Annotated in this window: 26 protein-coding genes; 7 read left to right on the plus strand and 19 right to left on the minus strand. The window is 27.2% G+C overall.

All coding sequences use genetic code 11. The features are described 5' to 3' along the window. Window positions 1-66: 66 nt before the first annotated feature. Genes queA through ruvA form a run of 3 tightly spaced genes read right to left on the minus strand, consistent with a single transcriptional unit; the run spans window position 67 to window position 2760 of the window. Window positions 67-1107, minus strand: a complete 1041-nt coding sequence (gene queA, locus QIA31_RS00630) for a tRNA preQ1(34) S-adenosylmethionine ribosyltransferase-isomerase QueA (protein ID WP_301393692.1) — start codon at window positions 1105-1107, stop codon at window positions 67-69. Beyond that, on the minus strand, window positions 1082-2125 hold the full coding sequence (gene ruvB / locus QIA31_RS00635) for a Holliday junction branch migration DNA helicase RuvB (protein WP_301393694.1): 1044 nt from the start codon (window positions 2123-2125) through the stop codon (window positions 1082-1084). Before ruvB ends, queA begins: the two co-directional genes overlap by 26 nt. Before the next feature lie 44 nt (window positions 2126-2169). Then, window positions 2170-2760 carry a Holliday junction branch migration protein RuvA gene (gene ruvA / locus QIA31_RS00640; RefSeq protein WP_301393697.1) on the minus strand — a complete coding sequence of 197 codons (591 nt, stop codon included), beginning with the start codon at window positions 2758-2760 and terminating at the stop codon, window positions 2170-2172. Between the two features lie 66 nt (window positions 2761-2826). Between ruvA and QIA31_RS00645 the strand changes: the two genes are divergently transcribed. After that, window positions 2827-3969, plus strand: coding sequence for a PQQ-dependent sugar dehydrogenase (locus QIA31_RS00645; protein WP_301393698.1), 1143 nt, complete (start codon window positions 2827-2829; stop codon window positions 3967-3969). A 10-nt stretch (window positions 3970-3979) separates the two neighbouring features. Here the strand turns inward: QIA31_RS00645 and QIA31_RS00650 are convergent, their stop codons facing one another. Then, complete coding sequence (locus QIA31_RS00650; protein ID WP_301393700.1) at window positions 3980-4711, minus strand: YebC/PmpR family DNA-binding transcriptional regulator; 732 nt, start codon at window positions 4709-4711, stop codon at window positions 3980-3982. Next, window positions 4712-5617: a bifunctional 5,10-methylenetetrahydrofolate dehydrogenase/5,10-methenyltetrahydrofolate cyclohydrolase gene (locus QIA31_RS00655; RefSeq protein ID WP_301393702.1), complete on the minus strand. Its 906-nt coding sequence runs from the start codon at window positions 5615-5617 to the stop codon at window positions 4712-4714. A gap of 149 nt (window positions 5618-5766) precedes the next feature. On the opposite strand from QIA31_RS00655, the gene QIA31_RS00660 reads away from it, so the two are divergent. Then, the gene (locus QIA31_RS00660; RefSeq protein WP_151073806.1) at window positions 5767-6405 is read left to right on the plus strand and encodes a BB0027 family outer member beta-barrel protein; all 639 of its coding nucleotides are present in this window, start codon (window positions 5767-5769) and stop codon (window positions 6403-6405) included. A gap of 7 nt (window positions 6406-6412) precedes the next feature. After that, window positions 6413-7462, plus strand: coding sequence for an outer membrane protein assembly factor BamB (gene bamB, locus QIA31_RS00665; RefSeq protein ID WP_301393704.1), 1050 nt, complete (start codon window positions 6413-6415; stop codon window positions 7460-7462). Here bamB and QIA31_RS00670 read toward each other — a convergent pair. Genes QIA31_RS00670 through lepB (QIA31_RS00680) form a run of 3 tightly spaced genes read right to left on the minus strand, consistent with a single transcriptional unit; the run spans window position 7448 to window position 9486 of the window. Further along, on the minus strand, window positions 7448-7879 hold the full coding sequence (locus QIA31_RS00670) for a DUF188 domain-containing protein (RefSeq protein WP_301393706.1): 432 nt from the start codon (window positions 7877-7879) through the stop codon (window positions 7448-7450). The genes bamB and QIA31_RS00670 overlap by 15 nt on opposite strands. After that, window positions 7869-8504, minus strand: coding sequence for a signal peptidase I (gene lepB / locus QIA31_RS00675; protein ID WP_301393708.1), 636 nt, complete (start codon window positions 8502-8504; stop codon window positions 7869-7871). The genes QIA31_RS00670 and lepB (QIA31_RS00675) overlap by 11 nt, the downstream gene beginning before the upstream one ends. 1 nt (window position 8505) lies before the next feature. Beyond that, a complete protein-coding gene (gene lepB / locus QIA31_RS00680; protein ID WP_301393710.1) occupies window positions 8506-9486 on the minus strand; it encodes a signal peptidase I in 981 nt (326 codons plus the stop codon). 70 nt (window positions 9487-9556) lie between these two features. Between lepB (QIA31_RS00680) and QIA31_RS00685 the strand changes: the two genes are divergently transcribed. Together QIA31_RS00685 and smpB are read left to right on the plus strand one after the other, a co-directional pair. After that, on the plus strand, window positions 9557-11020 hold the full coding sequence (locus QIA31_RS00685; RefSeq protein WP_301393711.1) for an SUMF1/EgtB/PvdO family nonheme iron enzyme: 1464 nt from the start codon (window positions 9557-9559) through the stop codon (window positions 11018-11020). 11 nt (window positions 11021-11031) lie between these two features. Then, window positions 11032-11484, plus strand: a complete 453-nt coding sequence (gene smpB, locus QIA31_RS00690) for an SsrA-binding protein SmpB (protein WP_301393714.1) — start codon at window positions 11032-11034, stop codon at window positions 11482-11484. 74 nt (window positions 11485-11558) lie between these two features. On the opposite strand, the gene QIA31_RS00695 is transcribed toward smpB, so the two are convergent. The 6 genes from QIA31_RS00695 to QIA31_RS00720 all read right to left on the minus strand — a co-directional run bounded on the left by QIA31_RS00695 (window position 11559) and on the right by QIA31_RS00720 (window position 19660). Then, window positions 11559-12104 carry a P13 family porin gene (locus tag QIA31_RS00695; RefSeq protein WP_301385317.1) on the minus strand — a complete coding sequence of 182 codons (546 nt, stop codon included), beginning with the start codon at window positions 12102-12104 and terminating at the stop codon, window positions 11559-11561. Window positions 12105-12175: 71 nt separating this feature from the next. Beyond that, a complete protein-coding gene (locus QIA31_RS00700) occupies window positions 12176-14056 on the minus strand; it encodes a DNA topoisomerase IV subunit A (protein ID WP_301393717.1) in 1881 nt (626 codons plus the stop codon). After that, window positions 14056-15855 (minus strand): toprim domain-containing protein, encoded by a 1800-nt coding sequence (locus QIA31_RS00705; RefSeq protein ID WP_301393719.1) that lies wholly within the window; start codon window positions 15853-15855, stop codon window positions 14056-14058. Before QIA31_RS00705 ends, QIA31_RS00700 begins: the two co-directional genes overlap by 1 nt. A 20-nt stretch (window positions 15856-15875) precedes the next feature. Further along, on the minus strand, window positions 15876-16613 hold the full coding sequence (locus tag QIA31_RS00710; protein ID WP_301393721.1) for a lysophospholipid acyltransferase family protein: 738 nt from the start codon (window positions 16611-16613) through the stop codon (window positions 15876-15878). 8 nt (window positions 16614-16621) lie between these two features. Beyond that, entirely contained in the window at window positions 16622-18154 is a 1533-nt protein-coding gene (locus tag QIA31_RS00715; protein WP_301393724.1) for a pallilysin-related adhesin, read from the minus strand. Window positions 18155-18157: 3 nt separating this feature from the next. Further along, window positions 18158-19660, minus strand: coding sequence for a peptidylprolyl isomerase (locus QIA31_RS00720; RefSeq protein ID WP_301393727.1), 1503 nt, complete (start codon window positions 19658-19660; stop codon window positions 18158-18160). 191 nt (window positions 19661-19851) lie between these two features. Between QIA31_RS00720 and QIA31_RS00725 the strand changes: the two genes are divergently transcribed. Further along, the gene (locus QIA31_RS00725; RefSeq protein ID WP_301394445.1) at window positions 19852-20712 is read left to right on the plus strand and encodes a protein-glutamate O-methyltransferase; all 861 of its coding nucleotides are present in this window, start codon (window positions 19852-19854) and stop codon (window positions 20710-20712) included. Window positions 20713-20780: 68 nt separating this feature from the next. On the opposite strand, the gene phoU is transcribed toward QIA31_RS00725, so the two are convergent. The 4 genes from phoU to QIA31_RS00745 are packed head-to-tail and all read right to left on the minus strand — an operon-like array spanning window position 20781 to window position 25374. Beyond that, complete coding sequence (gene phoU, locus QIA31_RS00730) at window positions 20781-21452, minus strand: phosphate signaling complex protein PhoU (protein ID WP_014653301.1); 672 nt, start codon at window positions 21450-21452, stop codon at window positions 20781-20783. A gap of 10 nt (window positions 21453-21462) precedes the next feature. After that, window positions 21463-22503 carry a hypothetical protein gene (locus QIA31_RS00735; protein WP_301393729.1) on the minus strand — a complete coding sequence of 347 codons (1041 nt, stop codon included), beginning with the start codon at window positions 22501-22503 and terminating at the stop codon, window positions 21463-21465. Next, the gene (locus QIA31_RS00740) at window positions 22500-22901 is read right to left on the minus strand and encodes a hypothetical protein (RefSeq protein ID WP_151060652.1); all 402 of its coding nucleotides are present in this window, start codon (window positions 22899-22901) and stop codon (window positions 22500-22502) included. Before QIA31_RS00740 ends, QIA31_RS00735 begins: the two co-directional genes overlap by 4 nt. A gap of 25 nt (window positions 22902-22926) precedes the next feature. Next, on the minus strand, window positions 22927-25374 hold the full coding sequence (locus tag QIA31_RS00745; RefSeq protein WP_301393734.1) for a chromosome segregation SMC family protein: 2448 nt from the start codon (window positions 25372-25374) through the stop codon (window positions 22927-22929). 92 nt (window positions 25375-25466) lie between these two features. Between QIA31_RS00745 and QIA31_RS00750 the strand changes: the two genes are divergently transcribed. Further along, window positions 25467-26012 (plus strand): ribonuclease HII, encoded by a 546-nt coding sequence (locus QIA31_RS00750; RefSeq protein WP_301393737.1) that lies wholly within the window; start codon window positions 25467-25469, stop codon window positions 26010-26012. 11 nt (window positions 26013-26023) lie between these two features. Here QIA31_RS00750 and QIA31_RS00755 read toward each other — a convergent pair whose 3' ends face one another. Further along, window positions 26024-26392, minus strand: coding sequence for a DUF3276 family protein (locus QIA31_RS00755; protein ID WP_301393740.1), 369 nt, complete (start codon window positions 26390-26392; stop codon window positions 26024-26026). Window positions 26393-26534: the final 142 nt, after the last annotated feature.

Consider the following 26534-nt stretch of genomic DNA (forward strand, 5'->3'; position numbering starts at 1 on the left):
AAATTTTCCTCCTAATAAATTAAGACTCTACATAGCTTAAATATTAAAATAATTCACAACTAATATCTATATATGATTTAAAATTAACATAGCATCACCATAAGAAAAAAATTTATACCCTTTATTTATAGCTTCTTCATAAGAGCTAAACACAAAATCTTTGCCTGCAAATGAAGAGACCAGCATTAAAAGAGTAGATTGTGGTGTGTGAAAATTTGTAAAAAGCATGTCAACAAACTTAAAACAATAGTTTTTGCCAGGATAAATAAAAAGATTTGTACTTTGATGCCCTGTTTTAAACTTATTAAGTTTATTGTCATAAGATGACTCTAAAGCCCTAAGCGTTGTAGTGCCAATTGACAAAATTTTTTTACCAAGAAATTTCGCATTCTCTAATCTATCGGCCACACAATCTTTTATTAAAAAAGTTTCAAAATGCATCTTATGCTCTTCGACCTTTTTTGATCTTACAGGAAGAAAAGTACCAAGCCCCACATGAAGAGTAATAAAATCATATTCAATATTATTTTTTTCAAAAGCAGAAAACAAATCTCTACTAAAATGCAACCCTGCGGTTGCAGAAGCTGCAGATCCAACGTATTTAGAATAAACAGTTTGATACCGATCTTCATCTATTTTATTATAACCTCTTTTAATGTAAGGAGGTATAGGAACAAAACCATGTTTTTCAAAATACTCTTCCCAAACATCATTATCAAATTTTAAAACAATCTCACTATTATTTTTTGACAAAATTTTGCCTATTACTCCTTCGGGAAATTTGTAAGCATTGCCAACAATTTGCTTTTTAGACTTAGAAATAAGCGCAGTAAACAAATCAGTCCCAATTCTATCCAAAATTAAAAATTCAACATTAACGCCCGTCTCTGATTCTGCATACATTCTCGATTTTCTAACTTTTGAGTTATTAAAAATAATAAAAGTGTCGCTGTTTATATATTTTAAAATATTATTTACAGAATTTTCATGGTAAATTTTTTGCAATTTGGGATCTAGCACCATTAATCTTGAAGAGCCTCTTTTTTCACTCGGATATTGAGCTATTAAAGAATAGGGTAAATTAAAATGAAACTCTTTGGTTTTCATTAGGATCATCCTCTTTCATCTCTAAGTTTAAATGAAGATACGCAAACTCAGTAGCTTTACGACCTCTGTGAGTTCTATTAATAAATCCTTTCATAATTAAATAAGGTTCATAAAAGTCTTCAAGAGAATCTGCCGTCTCCCCCACAGAAATAGCTAAAGTATCAACACCTACAGGCCCCCCATTAAATTTCAATATTAAACTTCTTAAAATATTCCTATCTTGCTCATCAAGACCTTCTCCGTCAATCCTAAGCATTTCAAGTCCAATTGCAACAATGTCACTTGTAACGACTAAGCTTCCAGTTACTTGAGCAATATCTCTTATTCGTCTTAGCAATCTATTTGCTATGCGCGGAGTCCCTCTTGAACTTCTTGCAAGAAGAAAAGCAGCATCATCTTCTATTTCAATATTTAAAATAAGAGAATTTCTCTTTATTATCTCAACAAGCTCTATTTCACTATAAAGTTCAAATCTTGCTGTAATTCCAAATCTCGCATAAAGCGGAGATGTCACTTTTCCTGGTTTAGTGGTAGCTCCAATCAATGTGAATTTTGGAAGTGGCATTCGAACAGTTCTTGCATTAGCTCCTTGCCCAATTACCCAATCTAGCTCATAATCTTCCATAGCAATACAAAGCATTTCTTCTATTATAGGCCTAAGTCTATGTATTTCATCAATAAATAAAACACCCTTCTCATCAAGACCTGTTAAAATTCCAATAATATCTTTAGGCTTGTCAAAAGCCGGAGCTGAAGTAATTTTAATCGAAGCATTCATCTCAAAGGCAATAATACTTGCAAGAGTAGTTTTTCCAAGGCCTGGTGGGCCACTTAAAAAAACATGATCTAAAGCTTCATCTCTCTCTTTAGAAGCTTTTATAAAAATACTAAGGGTTTCTTTCACATTAACCTGACCTTTGAAATCTTCAAAAACTTTAGGTCTAAGCTCATTTTCACTCTTATCATATAAATAATTTTCATTAGAACTTAAAAAGTTTATACTATTTTCGTCTTTCATAAACACCTCTTAAAGACTATTTTATAGCTACCAAAAGCTAATAATTAATTCGACATTCTTTTTAAAACCTCCTTAAACAAAAACTGCTCCTTTTCAGAGTCTTTTAAATTTGAAAATTCAATTAGATTGCAAGCCTCCTTAAGCTTACTATTTACAATTTTTCTGTCAAACCCCATGCTAACAATCGATTCTTCTAATTCTTTAAATCTAAAAAGACTAGATTCAAGCTCATTATTAATCAAAAGCTTCCCCTGAAGATGTAAAAACATTTTACCAGCCATTTTTTTGCCAATACCTTTGATTTTAGAAACAAGCTCAACATCTTCTCTATCAATAGCGTTCTTAAACTCATTGTACCTTATATTAGAGAGCACTCTTAAAGCGGCTCTTGGCCCTATCCCACTTACTCCAATAAGACTTTTAAAAGTCTCTCTTTCATCTGAATTTAAAAACCCAAAAAGTTTTAATTCATTTTCTCTTGAATAAAGATAGGTAAAAAGTTCAACTTTGTCTGACAACTTAAAATTAGCAAGGCAAAATGCACTAACTAAAAGCTCAAATTCAAAAACATTAGTCATTAAAACCAAACTGGATTCTTTTTTTTCTATAACTTTACCATGAATCTTATTTATCATATAATTAAATTATATTACACAGAAACATCCAATTTAAAACAAAAGCCTCAAATAAAAGGACGATAAATGAAAAATCAATTGCTAAATATCTACTTTCAATTCATTACAAGTATTTTTTTAATCTTATCTATAACTATGGCAGCAAAAGAAACAGTAAAAGAACTAAAAGTTCCAAATGGATTTAAAGTCGAAATTTTTTTAAAAAATATAATCAAAAAACCAAGAGGAATTACAAGCGATCAAAATGGCAACCTATTCATAGGGTCTGGAAGTACTTTTGCATACCTTGTAACAAAAAACAGACAAATTTATACCATAGCAAATACACTAAAAAAACCTATTGGTATTGCTTATTGGGATAATAAATTGTATATATCTTCTGTCGATAAAATATATGTGGTTGAAAATGTAAAAGAAGAAATTAATAAAAGCATAAAAGCAAATAAAGATTATAAATGGAAAATGCAAATTTTTTCACTTTTGCCCCAAAATACTACCAAAATGCATTCTGGGCGTTATATTAAAGTGGATCCTAAAAATAACAAATTAATAGTAAACATAGGATCCCAATATAATGCTAAAGTTCCACCAAAAAAAGAAGCAATACTTCTCAGCATTGATTTAGAAACAAAAAAAGAAGAAATAATAGCTTATGGGGTGAGAAACTCAGTTGGATTTGATTTTCATCCAATTAGTAATGAAATATATTTTAGCGACAATGGCCAAGACGGATTGGGAGATAATATTCCCCCAGATGAAATAAACCTAATAATTAAATATAAAGAACATTTTGGATTTCCCTATATGTTTGGGAAAAATCAAAGAAATTACAATTTTTATAATAAAGCCCCCAAAAACACTAAGTTTAGTCCATCTATTTATGAGCTTCCTGCACATGTAGCTCCACTTGGAATACACTTTTACCAAGGCAATAACTTCCCAAAAGAATATATAAATAAATTATTCATAGCAGAACATGGTTCATGGAACAGATCTTCTCCTGTTGGCTATAAAATAACCACACTAGACATTGATCCTAAAAACAGAATAGCAAAAAATTATAAGGTTTTTTTATATGGATTTTTAAAACCCGATAACTCCAAATTTGGACGCCCCGTTGATATAATCACATATTATGACGGTTCAATTCTTTTTTCAGATGATTTTGGAAATAAAATCTACAGAGTCTACTACAAAAAATTTGAATAAAACTGTAAAATTAACTTAATTCTTCTGGAATCTCCAAATTATGAATTACTTCTTGAACATCATCAAAGTCTTCAAGCTTTTCAATAAGAAGAATTATTTTTTCTGCTTGCTCTTTGTTTAAAGAAATTTTATTTTCAGGAATTAAAGCTATCTCTGCCACCTCTTCTTTAAATTTAGTTTTTAAAAAAGATAAAACTTTGTCAAAATTATCAGAACTTGTTATAACTTCTGCTTCATTGTTTGAAACTAAAATGTCTTCAGCACCAGCTTCTAATGCAAATTCCATTATTTCATCCTCAAGATATTTTTCTAAATTGTAAACAATAAGCCCCTTTCTGTAAAACATATATGAGACTGAGCCTGGAGTGCCAAGAGATCCTCCACCTTTTGCAAGAACACTTTTCACATCACTAGAGGTTCTATTTTTATTATCTGTCAAACATTTAACCATTAAAGCTACGCCATAAGGAGCATAAGCCTCATAGGTGATTTCAAAATATTCAACACCCTCATTGTCGCCAATACCCTTTTTTATTGCCTTCTCAATATTATCTTTTGGCATATTGGCAACCTTAGCCTTATTAACAGCGACCCTTAGCCTAGGATTAGATTCAATATCTCCTCCTCCTATTTTAGCTGCAATAGTTATTTCTCTTATTAGCTTTGTAAAAATTTTATTGCGCTTTGCATCAATAGCACCTTTTTTTCTCTTTATTGTTGACCATTTGCTGTGACCAGACATTTACACCTCCACCAATTTTTCCAACTGATCTAAAATGTCAAACATATTATTATTAATTAAATGAGCTTTAATTGTGTTAAACATTAACATAAGAACCGTAACAGGGCCTATTCCCCCCCTAACAGGAGTAATAAATTTAACACAATCTTTAATATTTTCAAAATCTGTATCGCCTGAGAGAATTTTTCCGTTATCAACCTCAATCTCAGAAATGCCAATATCAATCACATAAGGGTTTCCACACAACATACTTTTATCTATCAACTTAGGCTTACCAACAGCAGAAATAATAATATCGGCCTGTCTTAAATAAACATCCAAATAAATGCTTTTACTGTGACAAACAATAACAGTTGCATCATAAGGCTTTGATGAAAGTAATATTGAAATAGGCCTTCCTACAAGAGAACTTCTGCCAACTACAACAACCGTTTTCCCCGATGTTTTTATCCCTTCATCTCGCAAAATCTTTAATACAGCAAGAGCTGTACAAGGAATAAATCCTTTTTTATCTCCCAAAATCATTTTACCCAAATTAACAAAAGATAAGCCATCAACATCTTTTGAATAAACTATGCTATTTAAAATGGAGTTTAAATCCACACCTTTCGAAAGAGGTAATTGAACAATAATTCCATCTGTACTTAAATTTTTGTTTTCTCTATTAATTACTTCTAAAATATCGCTTTGAACAGAATTTATAGAAAATTCAATTACTTCAACATTTAAGCCAATCTCTTTTGCAACTCGGCTCTTAATTGAAACATAAAGCTTGCTTGCGGGATCATCATTTGCTAAAACTACTTTCAATGAAATTTTATCTCTCAAGTCGTGCTGCTTTAAAAACTCTTTCAATATTAAATAATACTTATTTGCAAAATCCTTCCCATTAAACACAATATTCAAAATATGCCCCTTAAACCCAATAAGATTACCCTAATATTATACTTGGATTGTCAATATAAGAAAAGCTAAACTGCTAAATTTCAAATTGTAATTAAATTTATTTTCAACTATAATGAACAAGGATAATAATTTTAAAAGAATGGAGAATAATGAAAAAGTATCTTCTTATAACACTAGTTGCAATCTTGCTAATTGGTGTAAACATAAAAAAAATTGATGCCGCAGCTAATGTTGATAGGCATACAAACTCTACTCTAGGAATAGACTTAAGCGTTGGAATGCCTGTTTTTTACAATGATTTATCAAAAGCTTATCCTACTAATTTATATCCAGGAGGAATTGGGGCAATAAAATATCAGTACCATATTTTAAACAATTTAGCAATTGGGCTTGAACTAAGATATATGTTTAATTTTGACATTAACCATTCTTTTAATATACTAAATCCAGACTCAAGTGTAGGCAAAATTTTTTATAGTGTGCCTATTACATTTTCAATAAACTACATATTTGATATAGGAGAATTATTCCAAATTCCAGTTTTCACAAATATAGGATTTTCTCTTAATACATATGGAGACAGAAATAATAATATTACAAATTTAAGAACTTTTGATGCACTCCCTACAATCTCTTTTGGATCTGGAATTTTATGGAACTTTAACTATAAATGGTCTTTTGGAGCAACAACATCTTGGTGGATGATGTTTGAATTTGGGAATTCAGCTAAAATGGCGCATTTTGCACTTGTATCATTATCAGTTACAGTAAATGTAAATAAATTGTAGGATAAAAATGAAACAAAAATATGAGAACTATTTTAAAAAAAGATTAATTTTAAACCTATTAATATTTTTACTACTAGCATGCTCAAGCGAATCCATATTTTCCCAACTAGGAAATCTACAAAAAATAAAACATGAATATAATATTTTGGGTAGTTCTAGCCCAAGAGGAATTTCTCTAGTAGGAGAAACTCTTTATATTGCAGCCATGCATTTATTTAAAAAAGAAAACGGTAAGATTGAAAAAATTGATTTAAGCAATTCTTATGAGTTTATAAATGACATTGTAAATGTATCTGGGAAAACCTATCTTTTAGCGCAAAATAGAAACTCAGAACTAGAAGTGTGCCAGCTAAATGGAAAAGATTGGACATTAAAATTTAAAAAACCACTAAAAGCATATAAATTCTTAAAATCTGTAGGAAACGATGGCGTAAAAGAAGCATATATTTTAGCTATAGACAAAAATAATAAAAAGAAAATTTTTGATCTAGAAGGAGTTGAAAAAACGCCACCACAAGCTACTGAAAATGACAAATTTTATCAAATGTCAAATGAAGATAAATTAATCACAGGAAATTCGCTTAAAATATGGCAAATAAATAGCAATACATACACAAGCATAGACTACCAACAAGCCAAAGAAATAATGCCTATTATTAAAACAAGCATTAGAGGTTTTTCTGAAATCTTAGTAATGACTGGTGGCTATAATAATTTAGACACAAAATTTAAAGTGTATTCAAGTGCAAATAATTACACAACACCAATATTTACTCAAGACGAAGTGGGCGAATTTAGCGGCTACTTTGCAAGAGAATTTAATGATGCGATATTAATCGGAAGTAATAATGGATTTGCAGAATTTACAAAAAATAAAGAAGGAGTTTTTGCTTTACAGGCGCCCTCAAAATCTGTAGAACCAGGATCCTATAACGGTTCTCAACTAAGCAAAGCGGGTCTTAACGATATTATTCCTGTATCAAACAACACAATTTACATATTAACACAAGGTAAAGGTTTGTGGAAATTGGAAAACAAAAAATTAACTAAAGAATAAAGAATAAAAATTTGTTATAAATTTATCATATCTAGATTTATTAAAATCTCCATCATAATATTTTTTAATCTTAATTTTCAAATTGAAATTAATTTTAGATCTAAAATACAAATAATTTATATTATTTGTATTAAAAATTTGACCCTCATCATTCATAACCTTAACCTCAAAATCTAAAAGAAGTTTGGCAAAAAAAATATCTCTAGTAATCACAAGACTGTACTTATCTGCCAAATTCAAAATAAATGCATCAACATTGTCTACCACTTCTAAGACAAAATTCTCAGTTTTTTCTAAATTCAAAAACTTATTAGAAACTACAATAAGTTTTGATTTTTTGTACAATATAAATTTTTGTAAAAATTTTATTATTTTAAAATTACAAGAATCAGCATCAACAAAAATTTTATTTAACAATCTTATAGTCCACTACCTTGAAAGCTAAAAAAGAAACAATAGCATTTTTATTAATAGGTCCAAATATTCTAGAATCATTCAAAACACTTAAATTGTCATTTAATAAGAAAATTTCATTTTTTTTCAAAATAAAACACTTTACCACTTCATCTGTATTAAAAAAATTATTTAACTTGTAATAGCTAACCAAATTGCCATTCAAATAATAAAAATCTGTATCCTTTTTATTTACCAGAACATTAAAACCCCTAACATACACAGAATCACCCTGAACAGCTGCTATTCTTGATACTTTATAGCTTGCTCTTTTGAAAATTTTATTTAAAAAAAAGAAATCTTTTATTAAAGTTAATAAAAGATTATCACTTAGCCTAAAATCTTCATAAAGAACAATGTCGTTCATTTTCAAAGGAATAAAAAAAGATGTTATATATGTTGCAACAAAAAATAAACTAGCATTTTTTGTTATTGTTGGCGACATCTCATCACCTTTAATCATAAAAATTTGCAAAACAAACTTTGTGAAAAAAAAATTTAATATTAAAAATGTTAAAACATATTTTAAAAAAATTTTTCTTTGCTTTCTCCTCAAAAGCCTTTGTTCAAAAGTTAAATATGAAGCCACTTTAAATAAACCCTACTCTAGAAAATGGAAAATATATTATAAGGGTTCTTCCAAGCACTTTATTCTTATTAATTACTCCAAAAAATCTACCATCATGAGAATTGTCTCTATTGTCTCCAATTGGCAAAACATATCCATAAGGAACATAAATTCCATAATCTCTTATTATAGCTTTTTCCATATAATAATCAACATATGGCATAAAAGCAGATAAATACTTGTATTGTAATCTTTCAAACTCAAACTTATCAATCACTCTAGTATTAAAAAATGAGAAATCAGGAGTACTACTTAAATCTATATTTAACTGGCTCAGAGCAACAAACATAGCAAAATCACCATAAATTCCATAGTCTTCATTTGCCACAATTTTTTTAATATTAAAATTCTGACCAACCAAATCCCGATAAGAATCTTCTAAAATAAAATTTTCTTCGCCTTCTCTTTTAATGTAAGCTTTACCACTGTTAAATCTAATAATTTTACCGTCTGCAAATACACCTCGTTTCACGAGAAATCTAACATTAGGATTGCCATATTCATCTCTATCAAGATCAACAAAAGATAACGTTAACATGTAAAGTATTCTTTGAAAAATATCAAAAAAAATACCCTTTGACTTATACTCTGGATTTTCAAAAATAATAACATCGGATTCTTCTGGAGTTTTAAAACCATTAATCTTAAATAGCCCTGGTAAAAGTTCAGGACCGTAAGAAAATTTATCTACAAATAAAAAATCCCCTACTTGAAGAGTATTTTCCATTGAACCTGATGGTATTTTATAAGCTTGGACAAAATATTGATTTATTACCAGTACAAAAATTGCCGCCGCTACAAAATCAAATAAAAAATTGAGCAAAAATCCTCGTTTTTTCGCCCTCAATTTGCAAAAATACTTCTTTCTTTTTCTGTATGTCAAGTATTTCTCAACAAAATATACCAAAAAAGACGCAAATTTATCCAATCTTCTTAAATACATAATCTAACCTCAAGAATTAAATCATACAAAATATTGACACTTATTTAAATACTTTTCTATACTTTAAAAGATGAAGGAAATTGACGACAATTCAAATAATGAGCTTTTTGAAGTTAAATTAAAGCCAATCATAGGAATAGCCCCAAAAATTTATGTATTTCTTACAACAATAATATTGCTTTTAGGTTTAATATCAATTTTAATTATCATACCTAAATTTAAAAATCCAGGAGCATATTTAAAAATAAATTCTAATATTGCAAACACTTATATCTATTTAAACGAAAAATATATCGGCAGGACTCCACTTAACAAATATATAAATACCACTGAGGGAATCATTAAAGCAAAAAGGATGGGATTTGAAACCCACGAACAAAACATAAAAATTCACAACAAATTTTTTGGAAACTATAATTTACAAATAAATTTAAAACTGATTGATCCTGAAAAGATCATTAAACAAAGACAAAAAGAGCTCTCTATAATGGTGAAAATAAAAAATACTAATGAACATACAAAATTAATTCCTGTATTTTCATTAGTATCTAGTGAGCTTAAAGAATATCCTAAATACATTAAAAAATTTTTAAAAGATTCCATACCCTACTTAAATTCAATCGAAATGTTTAAGGATTTCCTAAATTCATACAAACTAGTATATTCAATAAACCAAAGCAACAGCAATCAAGAAGAAATATGGAACTCTTTAAAAACAAATTTTGATTTAGAAAATAGAGCTATCTTTTGGTTTTTAGAAAATTTAGATAAAGATTTAAAAACACTAACAAAGAATGAGCCTTGGGTTAAAACATTAAGCAAAACTCTAGACAATGAAAATATTCAATTAATTTCTAAAAATGAAAAAATTAATATAAAGTTAGCTGGATTTAAAAAAATAAATTCAAATAAAATCGAAAAAATTCAAAATTATGAATTAGATTCAAAAAATATTTCACTAAAGTCTACCTACAGTATAAAAGAATTTCTTATTCAAGAACAAAATGTTACAAAATATGAATATCAAAATTTTTTAAAAGAAAATCCAAAATGGGCATTGAATAATAAAGAAAATTTAATAAAAGAACAACTTGTAGATGAAAATTATCTCAAAAATGTTAATCAAATAGGTTTAAATGAAGCTATCACGGGAATATCTTATTTCTCGGCAATAGAATATGCCAAATGGTACTCTAAAAAACTTCCCAAAGGATTCAAAGCAAGACTCCCCATATCCCAAGAATGGGAATTGTATCAAAAAGAACCAACCCAAAAACCATTAAATATCAATGAAATATCAAAAAAAGTTGGATTTTGGAACCTAATGCAAAATTCGTCTTTTAACGACATTGCAATATTCAAAAATGAAAAAAATTTTTATAACGAAAATTCAAATTTTTATTCATTAGTAACAGAAATTAGAACATACTCCCATCAAAATAATAATTTAATCAATCCATCAACTAGGGCTTCTTTCTTAAAGAATTGGAGTTCTCCAAATATTGGTTTTAGATTAATTGTATCAAAGGAATAAAAGGAATCGATTTGAACACAAACACTTTACTTATTGAAAACAAAAAGGCAAAATTCAATTACTTTATTGAAGAGAAAATAAGTTGCGGAATAGTACTGAAAGGAACCGAAGTAAAATCGATAAAGGCAAAAAAAATATCATTTACTAATAGCTTTGCAAGTATAAAAAAAGAAGAATTGTGGCTTGAAAACTTGCACGTATCGAAATATAAAGAAGGAAATATCTTCAATCACGATGAATTAAGATCTAGAAAACTTTTAATCAAAAAACAGGAATTACAAAGACTAAAAAAATTTAAAGAAAAAGAGGGATACACTTTAATTCCTATTAGTTTTTATTTAAAAAAATCGATAATTAAAGTAGAAGTTGGAATATGTAAAGGGAAAAAATTGTATGATAAAAGAGAAATACTAAAACAAAAAAGTATAAAAAAAGACCTTAGTAGGGAAATAAAATATAAATAAAAGCTTTAATTTTAAATTACAATGAGTAATCACAATACAAAATTGCAATTACTCATTTTCATAATAAATAAAAATTAATAACTTTTTTTGAAAGACAGCTCAAATCCAAGAGCACTAGCTTGACCCATGTTAATATCAAAACTAGGTTCAAATCCTCCCAAAGCTATGTTAAGGCTATTTTTCAGTTTTCTATTATAACTATTGGCAAATGTAAATGGAAGAACAATTTCTGTCAATCTTGTCACAGCCATAGTAACTGCACCTACTAGTATCATTCCCTTACCCCAAGTCCAGCTAAAATCAGCTTTCTGAGCATTGCTATCAGAAGCTTTGATATCTAAATAAGCCCCCGTAAATATTAGTCCTATTCCAAGCGCATCAAATCCAAGAATAAGAGAACCTCCCAGAATATCTCCTTGAGCAAAAGAACCTATACCAAACCCCAAAAGAAGGTTCAATAAAAATGGCACAATAGGATCTTTCTTGCTAGTTTCATAAACTAAAAGTTTTTCTACCGCTCCCGCACCCGGATTAAACGCGCTTTTAGAATCATAGGTTTGAGCAAAGCTAGAAAAAGCACAAAAGGTTACCAAAACAACAAAAATTAAAAATTTATTCATAAAAACCTCTTTATTAATTAAAACTGGTACTATGGTAACATATTAATGAAATTTAAAAAAGGTTTTTAAAACTATTTAAATTTAACTTTTTTCAAATTGTTACTTGAAATTCGCTTCCCAATAGAACTTCTTGATTTGACCATAAAATTAGTAATTTCAATTCTTTTAATAATGTCTTTATTTGTCGAAAATTCTACAAATTTGGGACTCAATGAAAAATCGACAAATTCATCATTTTCTCCTAAAAATTCATAAACTTTATCTGTAATAAATTTATCTATTTTAAATCTTTTAATATAATAAAAATTATCAAGTTTATTAAGATAAATTATTGAAAATATTTGTTCCTTTGAATTATTTATATCATAAACTAAAGCACATATATTCTTTTTATCTATAAACACCTTGTCTTCAATATTTTTAAGAACATAACTATTTTTCCTAAAAACCAATATTTTATCATAATAACTAGCATTACCAATAAATTCACCATCAAAAAGACTAGTTCCTACAAAACCTTCTGCCAAGTTCAAATAAACTTTCATATTCTTTGTAGCTATCTCTTTTATATTCTTTGATTTGATTAAAGAAATTTCAGTCTTTCTTTGATGCTCTTTAGAATACTTTGCAAGTAATAAATCAATAAAACTTATTGAATATTCTCTTATTGAAGAAATATTACTATTTACATCCTTTAATTCTTTATTTAAAATTTTAATATCCTTGGAATTCTTATCAATATCAAAAAGACTTATTTTTCTAATTGGAATCTTAAGCAAATTTTCAACATCTTCTTTTAAAAATTCCCTTGAAAAAGATTCTTTATATTTTAAAAGCTCTGACAATATTATACTCATAATATTTTCTTCTTTAGAAATTGTTTCAAGAAGTTTATAAATCTTTTTTTCAATAAAAATTTGTTCCAGTGTTTTATAAAATATTTTTTCAAGAATCTTGCTTTTTTGCAATTCAAGTTCCATTTTTAAAATCTTTTGAAGATGGGCTGCATGAAACTTAATAAGATCTTTAATCGTATAAACAACAGGATACCTCTCACTAAGTAGTAATAAATTAACAGAAATTGATACCTGGCAATTTGTATAATGATATAATTTTTCAATCACTTCGCTTGCATAAATACCCCGAGGCAAAGATAATTCTATGGCCACATTCTCAGCAGTAAAATCATTAATGCTTGAAACTTTAATATAATTTTTTCTAATCGCTTTCTCAATCGAAGATATCAAGCTCTCAGTAGTCTCGCCAAAAGGTAATTCCCTTATTACAATTGTTTTTTCATCTATAGTTTCAATTTTAGCTCTAACCAAAACCTTACCATTACCATCAGCATATTCATTAACATCAACTATCCCTCCTGTTGGAAAATCAGGATAAACATCGTAAGTCTCTCCAAGAAGCTCACTCTTTACTGCATTTAAAATCTCATTAAAATTGTGAGGCAATATTTTAGCTGCCATTCCAACAGCAATTCCCTCACTTCCCTGAATTAAAATAACAGGAATTTTTGCAGGATAAAGCAAAGGTTCATTATTTCTTCCATCATAAGAAGATTCATAAACCGTTATCTCTTTACTGTAAAGAACATCAAAAGCTAAAGGGGTTAACCTACATTCAATATATCGAGAAGCAGAAGCAGGGTCACCTGTAAACAAATTACCAAAATTGCCCTGCTTTTCGATAAATAGATCCTTGTTGGCAATATTAACAAGGGCCTCATAGATTGACGTATCACCATGAGGATGATATTTCATTGTATTACCAACAACATTTGCAACTTTATGAAAATTACCATCATGCATTTCAAAAAGAGAATGTATGATTCTCCTTTGAACCGGTTTAAATCCATCAACAACACTAGCAATGGCACGATCTTTAATAACATAAGATGAATATTGCAAAAAATTATCTTTAAGTACGGTTCTAATATCCATTAAATCAAATTCTCCATAATAAAATTTCGCCTCTCAGGAGTATTTTGCCCCATATAGAAACCCAATTTCTCTTTTATTTCTTTAATATTAAAAAGATCCACTTTTGTAAGTTTAATACTATTAATATCAATAAAACCTTTAAATTCATTTGGAGAAATTTCACCAAGGCCTTTAAACCTTGTTACTTCACATACTCCTTTAAGTTGAAGAATAGCTTTTTGCTTTTCTTCCTCAGAATAACAATAGATCGTGATTTTTTTGTTCCTAACTCTAAAAAGAGGGGTTTCTAAAATATACATATGACCATTTAAAATTAAATCTTCAAAAAAAGTCAAGAAAAAAGTTAACAACAAATTTCTAATATGAAATCCATCAAAATCTGCATCGGTTGCTATTACAACCTTATTGTACCTCAAATTTTCAATTGATTCTTCAATGCCAAGGGCCACCATCATATTATAAAGCTCTTCATTTTTATATATTTCAGATTTATTTTTTTCAAACATATTTTGAGGTTTTCCCCTAAGAGAAAATATAGCCTGAGTATAAACATCTCTACAAGACACCATTGAACCTGTTGCAGAGTCCCCTTCTGTTAAGAATATCATAGTTTGTTCTGACTGCTTACTGCTATCATTAAAATGAAATTTACAATCCTTAAGCTTAGGAATTTTAAAAGATATTTTTTTTGCTCTCTCTCTTGCTTCTTTTCTTACACTACTTAATTCTTTTCTAAGTCGTTCATTGTCAACTACTTTTTTCTCAATCAATTTTGCAAGTATCTTATCTTTATATAAAATCTCAGAAATTATCTTTTGAACTTCCCTTGCAACATTACCTCTAGTTTCAATATTTCCCAGCTTATTCTTAGTTTGGCTTTCAAATATTGGATCTTTAATCTTAACAGAAAGAGTTGCAACAAGCCCTTCCCTAATATCTGTTGATGAATATGTTTTTTTAAGAAAATCGTTAATAGCTCTTACAAAGCCTTCTCTAAAACCAGTCTGATGGGTACCTCCATCGTTAGTATATTGCCCATTAACAAATGAAAAATAAGTCTCTCCATAATTATTTGTATGAGAAAAAGCAAATTCTAAGGTTTTACTAGAATAATAAACAATATCATAAAGCAAATCATCACTTTTAATTTCTGAATTCAAAAAATCTAAAAGACCATTTTTAGATTCAAAAATTTGATTATTATAGTTTATTATAAGCCCTTTATTCAAACAAGCATAATGGAAAAATCTTCTCTTAAGAAAATCTTCACTGTAAGAATATTTTCCGAATATCTCTGAATCTGCTAAAAACTCAACATAAGTACCGTCTTTATCAGAAGATTCTATCTCTCTAGATTCCAATAAGTTTCCCTTAGAAAACAAAGCCTCAAAAGATTTGCCATTTCTTGTTGATCTTACTAAAAATTTTGAACTTAAGGCATTAACCGCCTTAGTTCCAACCCCATTAAGTCCTACAGAAAATTGAAAAACCTCATCATTATACTTGGCTCCAGTATTAATAACTGAAACGCTCTCAACAACTTTTCCAAGAGGAATTCCCCTTCCATAATCCCTAATAGCAATAAGATTATTTTCTTTTTTTATAAAAATTTCATTTCCATAGCCCATAATAAATTCATCAATTGAATTGTCTATTATCTCTTTAATTAAAATATAAATACCGTCATCAATATTAGAGCCATCTCCTAAACGTCCAATATACATACCGGATCTTAATCTAATGTGTTCAAGAGAAGATAAAGTTATTATTTTGCTTTCATCATAATTTTGAGTCTTCATCTAAATCCTTGCTTTATAAATTAAATTTTAATAGTTTCAAGCTTTTTAACTATCTGATCTCTAATAATACTAGCAAGATTCTCTTTTTCATATTCGCTTAATTTTAAAACATCTATCAAAGGATGAACATGAATATAAACAGAAAGTCCAGAATTAAAAATAATATTTTTAATAAAAAATTTATTAGTATTATAAAGAGTAACAGGAAGAATAGATGTTCCCGTCTTCAATGCCATCTTAATTGCACCTTTTTTAAAAACCTTAGTATCCCCTCCTCTATTTCTAGTACCTTCAGGAAAAATTCCAATAGATCTACCTTCTCTCATAACCTCTATTGCCTTAGCCTCAGCAGCAGCAGCAGATCTTACGCTTTTTCTATTAACAAAAATAGCACCCATAACAATTAAAACAAGATTTAAAAAAGGAACCCTAAGTAAAGAATGTTTTGCCAATATTACAAATGGATTAACAAAAGTGTAAATAAAAATTAAAGGATCCATAGCAGCAATATGATTTCCCAGTATTATTACATTGCTTTTTTGGGGGATATTCTCAGAACCTGTAACAATAATTTTAATTCCAGCAAGCCATAAACCAATCTTAATGCAAGCTCGCATCATAATGAAACTAAATCTAACAACATAACGCTCAAGTAAAAAAATTTTAAAAACCAAGTAAAAAGGAAATAAAAAAAAAATTAAAATTAAAAAGAAAAATAAAACATTAAAATAAGTTATAATACTTCTCAATATTTTCATAAAAACTATTATCCTATTTTTTCTATTCGCTCAAGCTTTAATTTTTGCCCTTTAACTAAGCTTACATCATCTTTTAAAATTTTAATAGGATTAAGAATGATTGTAGAAAATTTTTGCTTTTGAACAACCCTCTCGCTATATTCAAGGAAAAAAGATTCAATAAGCTTATAACTACCCATATCAATTTCATATTCAAGAACAAAATTATTTTTTAACGAGAAAATATTAAAAATACCATAATAAATTTTATTATCATCAATATATGTTAAATGGGGGTAAGAAAAATCATAAATTTTATCCTTATATACGTAATTTCCATTGGGAATAAAATAAATACCATTACCCTTTTTTTTTACATTTAAGACATTCTCATCAAATCTCTTAAATGCCCCTGAAAATCCACTATTATCATAAGAATTTGTACTAGTGTCAATTTTGATTTCAATGTTTTCTTTGTCTACAATTTTTATCCAAAAGTTGTAAACTATCAAATCTGAAAAAAGAGATTTCGCACTAACATTAAGAGTGTTGTAAGCCGGTTTTGAAATATATTCAATCTTTGCAACTTCTTGAGAATTTTTTCTAAAAAGATTAATTTCGCTTGATTGCCTCTCAAAAGACAAAAATAAAACTTCATCAATATCTTTGCTCTGTCTTTTATTATAATCATAAACATCGTACCAAACTCCATGCAAAAACCTATAAACTTCATCTTTGCTTAAATTCTTTAAAGTTTTATAAATATTATTATCAATCTTCCCAACTTTTTCACTTACAGAAGAAAGATAATATTTACCCTGAACATGAGAATATTCATATTTTTCAATCTTACTGATTATTAAATCTTCTCCCGTTTTTTCATATTTTTCTAAAGAAATAGGATAGCTTTCCCTTGATCTATTTTCTTCATAAGCTGAAGACCTTTCATACTTATTGATAAGAACAGTACCATTAACTTTGTCAAAAAATATGGGTTTATAAGAAGATACATCATTTAAAACAGATTTTTGAAAAACGTACAAAACAGATTTATCTTTTAAAAACCCCTGAACAACTATATTAAAATCGTAATCGCCTGTAATATCCTCAAGATACATATTATAAGAATTTTTTGGATCAATATCTATTTGGGTTTTAAAAAGAATCGTTCCAGATTTAATTTTAGGATCAAAACCAATAATAAATAAATATGCATTAAGATTTGAAAAATTTTGAGCTAAAACCACCTGTTCAAAATAAACATCTAAATTTAAATTTTCTTGCTGAACTGCAAGAATTTTATAACCTTTTAAATCTATAATAGCTCCAAAAAAGTCTTCCATTTTGTTGTTTTCTAAAACATTAGAGTTTAGATTATCGATTTTGGAAGCTGATTTTACATCCTTGTTAAAAACAATAAAATCTTTGCTTACCTTGGAACAAGCAAACAATGTAAAAAAAAAGAATAAAAACAAATATCTATAAAAAGAATTATAAAACCAAACTAATTCTTTAATAAAATTAATTATACTAACCCCCAAAACCTTTATCACAACATTCATTTCTCAATTCTGACTAAAGTTTTGCAAAGCAAAAAATGCCTCATTAAAATTATTAACAAAATCTTTTTTATTCAATAAAAAATCTGTAATCAAACCGCTATTTGCAATGTTAAAATTGTCAAGGAGTTTTTCATTTTTGATCTCTTCTTTGAACTGGTTAGATCTTTTTTTAGCTGACTTAAGGAAAAACAAATAAACTTTTTTATTAGCCACAAAAGGCTTAGACCAGGAATTTTCTTTTAATCCAAAAACAATATTGTAAAAAGACTTGCTATTATTAAACTCAATCAACTCTTTTAAAGTATTAGGATAAATATTAACGTTATAAGATAAATTAATAATTTCTTCTTTTAAACTAAACCTATTTTTTTCAAGGGCTTGGCTTAAGCTGCTAAACTTAACATCGCTAAGAAAATCATTTAGCTTATTTTCTAAATAACCTTCAATAATACTTGGTTTATAAGTTTCAATATAATTTTTAACAGAGCTAATATCATGATCTGAATTTTTATCAAAATCATGAACATTGCCAAATGCCTTATATATTTGATATTCATTTTTATTTTTAGTCTTAATAGGCCTGCTAAATTCACCTTCTTTTAAAGAAAAAATGGAATTTAGATCTTCTTTCTTTTCAACATTAAGATCTAAATCAAAATAATACTTGTCCGAAGAAACAACACCTTTAAAATTAGCTATATCATCTGAATAAAGCTTGGCAAGCTCTTCAAATGGGGTTTTGTTTAATAGCTTATCATAAGCACTCCTAGCATCACTCATATTTTTAAAACGAATAGATGCAAGCGCTAAACGTTTAAATAAATTTAAATTTTTCTCAGCATATAATATTGCCTCTTTATTAGAAAAATCTTGATAAGAAAGATAAAGATATGAAATATGCCTTTCTACAGTACTCATATCTTTAATTAGATTAAAAAGAGAATCGGGAAATATCAAATGACTATTTAAAAAAAATTTAACATTAGAAAACAACATATTTTTTACCATATCATCATAAATTTTAACTTTTTGATAATCAGAAGCTTTATTATATCTTTTAGAGCTAAAATTTCCACTAGAGTCTAAATACTCAGGAGATCTGAGTAAATTTTTATTCAACATTTCCTTAGAAATATAAAAATTATATTTTTTTATCAAGTCAAAAAAAGCTAAATCCTCAACATATTTCATAAATGCCAAATACCAAACATTATAATCTATATTAATATTTTTAGCATTCCCTTGTAAGCTAGAATAAAGATTTGAATAATAATTAACATACTTGGCAAACTTACTATCTTTTTTATAGTAAATAGGTTGACCTTTATAAGAGCCAAATTTTAAACCAGATGAATGAGCATTATCAAATATCCCTGGAAGTAAAGGTGCAACAATAAATCCAAAAACAATTAAAATAAGAGCAAAAATACCCCATATACCAACTTTTTTTTCTTTAGATTCAAGCACAACCAAATCATTTTTCACTTTTCTACTTCTTTTTCGCATAAAACAACCTTTAATAAGTAAGCATACTAATAATTTAAGTACTAAATTATCACAATTGAAAAATTATTGCAATTGAAATATCTAACTTAAGCTGTACGCTTAAATATTATAAACTAAAAAAGAAATTTTCGTATTTCTAGTATAAAAACAAATCATTCTGAATCAAAAAAGGAGAATGAAATCAAAGGTATATAAATATGAATCAAAATAAATACAACCTTAATATCAATATAACTAAGGACGAACTTTTAAGGTTAATAAAAATAGTTTACAACAATTTTGGAATCAATCTTAGCGAAAAAAAAAAGATGCTAATTGAAAGCAGATTATCATCTCTTCTTAAGGTTAAAGGTTTTAAAAATTTTACTGAATACATTAACTTTTTAGAAAAAAGCACTGGTAACATTCAATTAATTGAATTAGTAGACAAAATATCAACAAACCATACCTATTTTTTCAGAGAATCCAAACATTTTGATTTTTTAAATAACACAATATTGCCCAAACTTACTGAAAAAATATTAAAATCAGAAAACCCAGAAATTAGAATCTGGTCAGCTGGCTGCTCAAGCGGTGAAGAGCCTTATACAATTGCAATGATACTAAGAGAATATATGGAAAATAATAAAGTAAATTTTAAAGTCAAAATCTTAGCAACAGACATTTCAATTAGCGTTCTACACGAGGCTTATGAAGGGGTTTATCCTGAAGATCGTATAATTAATTTGCCCAAATATTTAAAAAATAAATATTTAAATCAACTCCAAGATGATAAATTTCAAGTTAAAGAAATTTTAAAAAAAATGGTTTACTTTAAAAAATTAAATCTAATGGATGAGAAATTTCCATTTAGCAAGAAATTTGACCTGATATTTTGCAGAAACGTCATGATATATTTTGATGAAAAAACTAGAAACAACCTTGCTAATAAATTCAACTCCTATCTTAAAGATGATTCTTATCTTTTAATTGGACATTCAGAAACAATCAGAGGAAACAAAAATCTTGAATACATAATGCCTGCCACTTATAAAAAGATCAATGATCATTAATTCTTTTTATAAAAAATCATCTATTATATAAAATTTTTAACTTAAAAAATCTAAAAATAATGATACTCTTAAGTTAAGTTTACCTTCTCACCTATTCTAATAAAATAGAGCAATTCACCAATTGTTGCCACATGATCACCCACTCTTTCTAAGAAGCTATTCAAAAATAATATATTTAAAAGATAATCCAAATTTTCAGGATTTTTTTTCATTGCATCAATAACAATACTTTTTTGCTTTGAAAATAATTTATCTATTATATTGTCATACTTAACTATCTTTAATATTTTAGTAAAATCTCCATCAAAATATGCGTCAAAAATATCAGACAACATCTCTTTAGCTGTATCAGCCATTTCTCTTAAGGGTTTAAAATACAGATTAAGAAAATCAAAATCATCCAAATCTGATTCAAGAAGAAGAACAACTCTTACAATCTTAGTGGCATGATCTGCAATCCTTTCAAGAGAACTTATTATTTTAATAATTGCTAAAATTTCTCTAAGCTCTGTAGCAACAGGATGTTCAGTTGCAATTATCCTTCCGCACAAATCCTCAATATCGTATTGATAATCATCTATTATTTTTTCATCTTCATTGATTATTTTTTTAGCCAAACTCTTATCTTTAGATTCTAAGGCTATTAAAGAGTCATCTATGATTTTAAGAACACATTCTTTCATATCCCAAAGATAATCTTTTATTATTTCAAGTTGTTTAGTAAGCCTTCTCCGTATCATATAATATCTCCTAAAAAAACCTTTTTAAAAATAAATATCTTATCTTTGCTCTCTCATAATAATCACTAAAAGGGTAATTATCAATAACTAATTTATAATAGTATAAAGACTTTAAAAAATCTTTATGTTTGCTTTCAGACTCATAAAGTTTTCCCAACAAATAACTATATTTATCTAAAAAACTTGAATTGATATACTTGGGAAAGTAAAGAGAGCTAAAATTTAAAGCAAACTCATACTCTCCCTTTATTACTAAGAATTGAAAAATCTCAAGATAAATACTCTCAGAAAAATCAATATTCTTTTCAACTAAATATCTAGCGCTTTCTAAGACCTCTTCTTTAATATTTAATTCTATGCCAAGCTTAATTAGATCAAAAACAATGCTTTGAAAGCATCTGTTCTTCAATTTTAAATAATTTTCATAAGATTTTAAATAATCCCTATTTTTATAATAAATTTCCGCCTTCAATAAAATATATTTATCGTCATTAAAATTATACTTATTAAGTAAATCTATTGCTCCTTTGTAATCATTTATGTAAGATAAATTTAAAGCCCTAGTAATGACCTCTAAAGAGGTCACCCCATTAATGCTGTCCCTTTTAAGCTCAAGATTATTATTGCTTCTAATGTCCTTATTCTTGTCAGAACCACCATCACTATATGGAATTTCAACTTCAAACTTCTTTGTAATTTTCAAAATAATTATTTTATTAAATTCACTTGAATCTTTAACATTTTGATAACTGAAAATTAGCTTAATTTTGCCTTCTTTTTTAAAAGTTTGAAAAGTAAAAACAGCACCATTCTCATAAGATTCTCCGATTAACTTAATAAAAGCCTCATTTTCATTACTTTTTATATAAATCCAAGACTCATCTTTGAAAGAAAGATTAAACTTTGAATTGGTATTCACATTGATATCTACTTCTTTACTGCTAAAATCAAGCTCATATGAATTACCTTGATCTATAAAAGCTGGCTGCTCAGGACAAGCTTCAAAAACAACAAATAGCAAACTTATATAAATCAAATATTTTTTAATCATTTGGAAATTTCTAAAATCTCATCTATTAATTTTTCATTCTCCTTTTCAATATCAATGTTAAATAAATTTTCCTTTTTAATCCAAAGATCTTTAATAAATTTATCATCAAGAAATTTATTTTTAATCAACCCATCAACAGCTAAATTTTTATTTAAATTTCCATTTAAAAAATCAGGCCTAGGAATAAAAAAATCATCCATATTTAAGCATTCATTTAAATCAAAATAAAAATCTTCCATATCAACTAATTTAACTTTAGCGTTTAAATTGTCTTCAACAGACTTTTGAGATTTCTCTAACATTTGCTTTGAATAGAAATAAGTAACGCCTGAGACAATAAAAATTAAAAATATTAAAATTAAAAAATATTTTCTAAAACTAAACTTTCTATCTTGCATGTTAATTCCCTTAAATATAACTTAATTATATATTAAACACCTTGCTTTCACCATTATCAAGTGTAATTCCTATCAAATTTTCACCCCCCTCAGAAACATATGCATTATGGGTTATTACTAAGAGCTGAATTTTTTTCCCTAATTCTTTTAAAAGTAAAGAAAGTTTTTTGCTGTTCTCAAAATCAAGAGCTGCATCTATTTCATCAAGCATACAAAAACAAGCAGGAGAATAATAATAAAGCGCAAATAAAAAAGCCATACTAACTAAAGTACTCTCACCTCCTGAAAGCATATTATTGTTTTTTACAAATTTGTTTGAAAAATTCATTCTAATCTCAACATTATCGGTATTTTCATTATAAAAAAGAATAGCGGTTCCTTTGAAAATTTTTTTAAAAAAGTAAGAAAAATTTTTATTAATCTCATCGAATGATTCTCTAAACTTTTTAGAAATCTCATTTTTTATTTTTTTTTGAAGTTTTTGTAATGAATATTTAGAAAGCTTTAAATCTTCTACTTGTAAACTTACTTTTTCAAAACGATCCTTAGTTTCATCAAATTCTTTATCAATATTGAAAAATACATAATCACCTAGATTGATTGCAGCGATCTCTTTATGAAGTATCTCTTTGGTTAAAAGATCTTCTTCTAATTCAAATTTATTAGACATTTTATTAGAAATATTGAAATTCTCTATTTCACTCTTAATGCTTGCATTAGAGTTTAAAAGAAATTCGTACTCTGTCTGTTTTTTTATATATTCATAATAATTAGTTTTTTTAAAATCATTTAAAAATTTTAAAGAACTCAAATCCTTTTCTTTGAAAGACTCATTGCTGGATTTTGAAACACCAATAAGATTGCTTAACTCAAGCTGAATATCGCTCTTTTCTAAATTTGAATTTTCAAGCTTTAAATACAAATCTTTAAGCTCTTCATCAAGACTATTCTTAGATTCAAATAAAAATTCTAAATTACCATCTATAAGTTTGATTTCGTCTAAATTTTTAAATTTAGAAAGCTCTATATACTCAAGCTCTCCTAATACATCATTTAATTGAAGTGTCTTTTCTTCTATCAATCTCTCAATATTTGTTATCTCTTTAGCAAAATTTGCTTTTAAGGCATTTTTTTCAAGCAAAAATTTTTTTAAATTAACGTTTTGATCGAAAATAGGCTCAATCTTATCCTTCAATAAAGCCAAAAGATTTTCATCTTTGCTAATATACCTTATTAAATTTATTCTAATTTCTTTAATATATTTTATACTCAATGATTCTTCAAAAAGCTTAAGAGACTCTAATATATTCTCTTTTAATAAAACAAGCTCTTCTGATTTAGCACTCTTTAATACAGATAAAATTAAATCAACAAGTTCAAAAAAACTTTTAGTATATCTATTAATCTCGTCGCTTAAAGAAAAAAATTCATTTTTCTTTTCTTTAAGCAAACTATTTAATTGATATAAATCGTTATTTATGGAATTTTTTTTCTCCTCAAACTTAGATTTACTCTTGAAAAACTTATCTTCCAAATTCATCTTTACCATCTTTTCTTGTTCTAATTTTTGAATTTTAATCTCTAGTCCAAGAATTTTAGACTTCGTAAGCTCAAGATCCTTTTCTAATGCTTGAATATTATTAACAACATTTTTTTCTCTAAATGAATAAAATTCTAACTTTTCCTTAAAACTAGAAGACAAAAATTTACTCAAACCATCTAAATTTAATTCGCTTTTTAAAACATTAATATCAAAATTAATATTGAAAAGCTTTTTTAATGTGATTTTTTTTTCTAAAGCTTCTAATTTTTGACTTAAATCTTGATGTTTTTTCCTCAAAAAATAAACATTTTTTATGTTATCGTACTTTTGCCTTAAATTTTCTTGCAAGGCCAACAAAGATGATAAATTTTGATTAGACTGCTTAAAATTTTTAAGAGCCTCTTCTTCTTCAATTTTCAAAATATCTATTCCGCTTGCTTGTTCAATTAAAGATTTAAGATTTACATTTCTTCCCAAAGAAATGTCTTCAACTCTACCTTGAGTTATAAACATATAAGGGGATTTTTTAAATTGAAACCTGTTCAAAAGTCTATTATAATCTTGAAAATTTAAAATTTTATTATTAAAATAATATTCACTCGAACCATCCTTATAAAGACGCCTGCGAATATAAAAATTCGTCCCAAATTCTCTTAAAGTCGATTTTTCACCGTCAATGTTGCTAAAAAAAAGAGTTATTTCTGCAAAATTTGATTTTCCGAATTTTGAAACAGAAATTAAATCCGCAATATCTTCAACCCTTAAAAATTTTAAATTATCTTCTCCCATACAAAAACGCACAGCATCAATAAGATTGCTCTTCCCACATCCATTAGGGCCCACAATAAAACTTAAATTTTTGCCTATTCCAAACTCTTGTCTGCTTAAAAAAGATTTAAACCCCAAGAGTACTATTTTTTCCAAAACCAAGCTAACTCCTAATTAAAATTAAAAATTAATTACTAATAAATCTACAATTCCATATTATAATAAATAAAAATATTTTTATAAAAAGGTTAATTATGATTTGCGGAATAGATGAAGTTGGAAGAGGCTGTATTTTTGGACCTATTCTAAGCGCTGCTGTAGTTTTCAAAAAAAAACCTAACTTTATAAAAGAATTAAATGATTCTAAAAAACTAAAAAAAGAAAAAAGGGAATACCTATCTTCATTAATACTTGAAAACTCATATTATGCATTTGCTGAAGTCTCAAATATAGTAATAGAAAAAATAAATATTCACAACGCATCTCTTCTTTCAATGCAAACTGCATACGAAAACCTAAAATTAAATTGCAGTTTAGTATTTGTAGATGGCAAATTTATCCCAAAAATACCAGCAAAAACTGTTAAAGCTATAATTAAAGGAGATTCAATAATAGATGAAATAAAAGCTGCTTCAATTATTGCTAAAGTTAAAAGAGATAAACTGATGGATGAATATGATAAAATTTATCCATTATATTTACTCAAAAAAAATAAAGGATACCCCACAAAAGAACATAAAAATGCAATAAAAAAATATGGGGTTTTAAGCCTTCATAGAAAAAATTTTAAACTAATTTAAAAAAATAAAAATTAATAATCCTTCTTTTTAAATCGACCGCCTGATATAATAGATTTCTTATGAAATCTAGAATCGTCTAATTTAGATCCCTCTTCATATTCATCATAACCTTTATTATACCTCATAGAAGAACCAATAGACTCTTTAGATACTTTCTGCTTAATAACAGCTATTGCCTTAAGCAAATTGGATTCAAACTCACTTATATTTTCTTCATATACAAAAATAGAATGCCTTTCAAAATCTCCGCTTGGACTTCTTTTGCTCTCTACAATATTTAAAAAATAATCCCCTTTTCTATTTTCCTTGACATTAAAAAAATAAGTTCTCTCGGACTCTGTAAATAGTTTCTCAGAGTATACTTCCCCTCTCTCTCCCATCAATTTCCTCCACACAAGTTTTTGTACTTGACTACATTTAAGTTAGATTAATTGTACTTATTTAAAAAAAAAATTACTAGCCAAAAATAACATTACAATAAATCTTATTGACATAAATTGATTTTTTTTATATAAGTAAAGT

This window comes from [Borrelia] turdi (genome assembly GCF_030439285.2).
In the GTDB taxonomy this organism is placed as follows: Bacteria; Spirochaetota; Spirochaetia; order Borreliales; family Borreliaceae; genus Borreliella; species Borreliella turdi.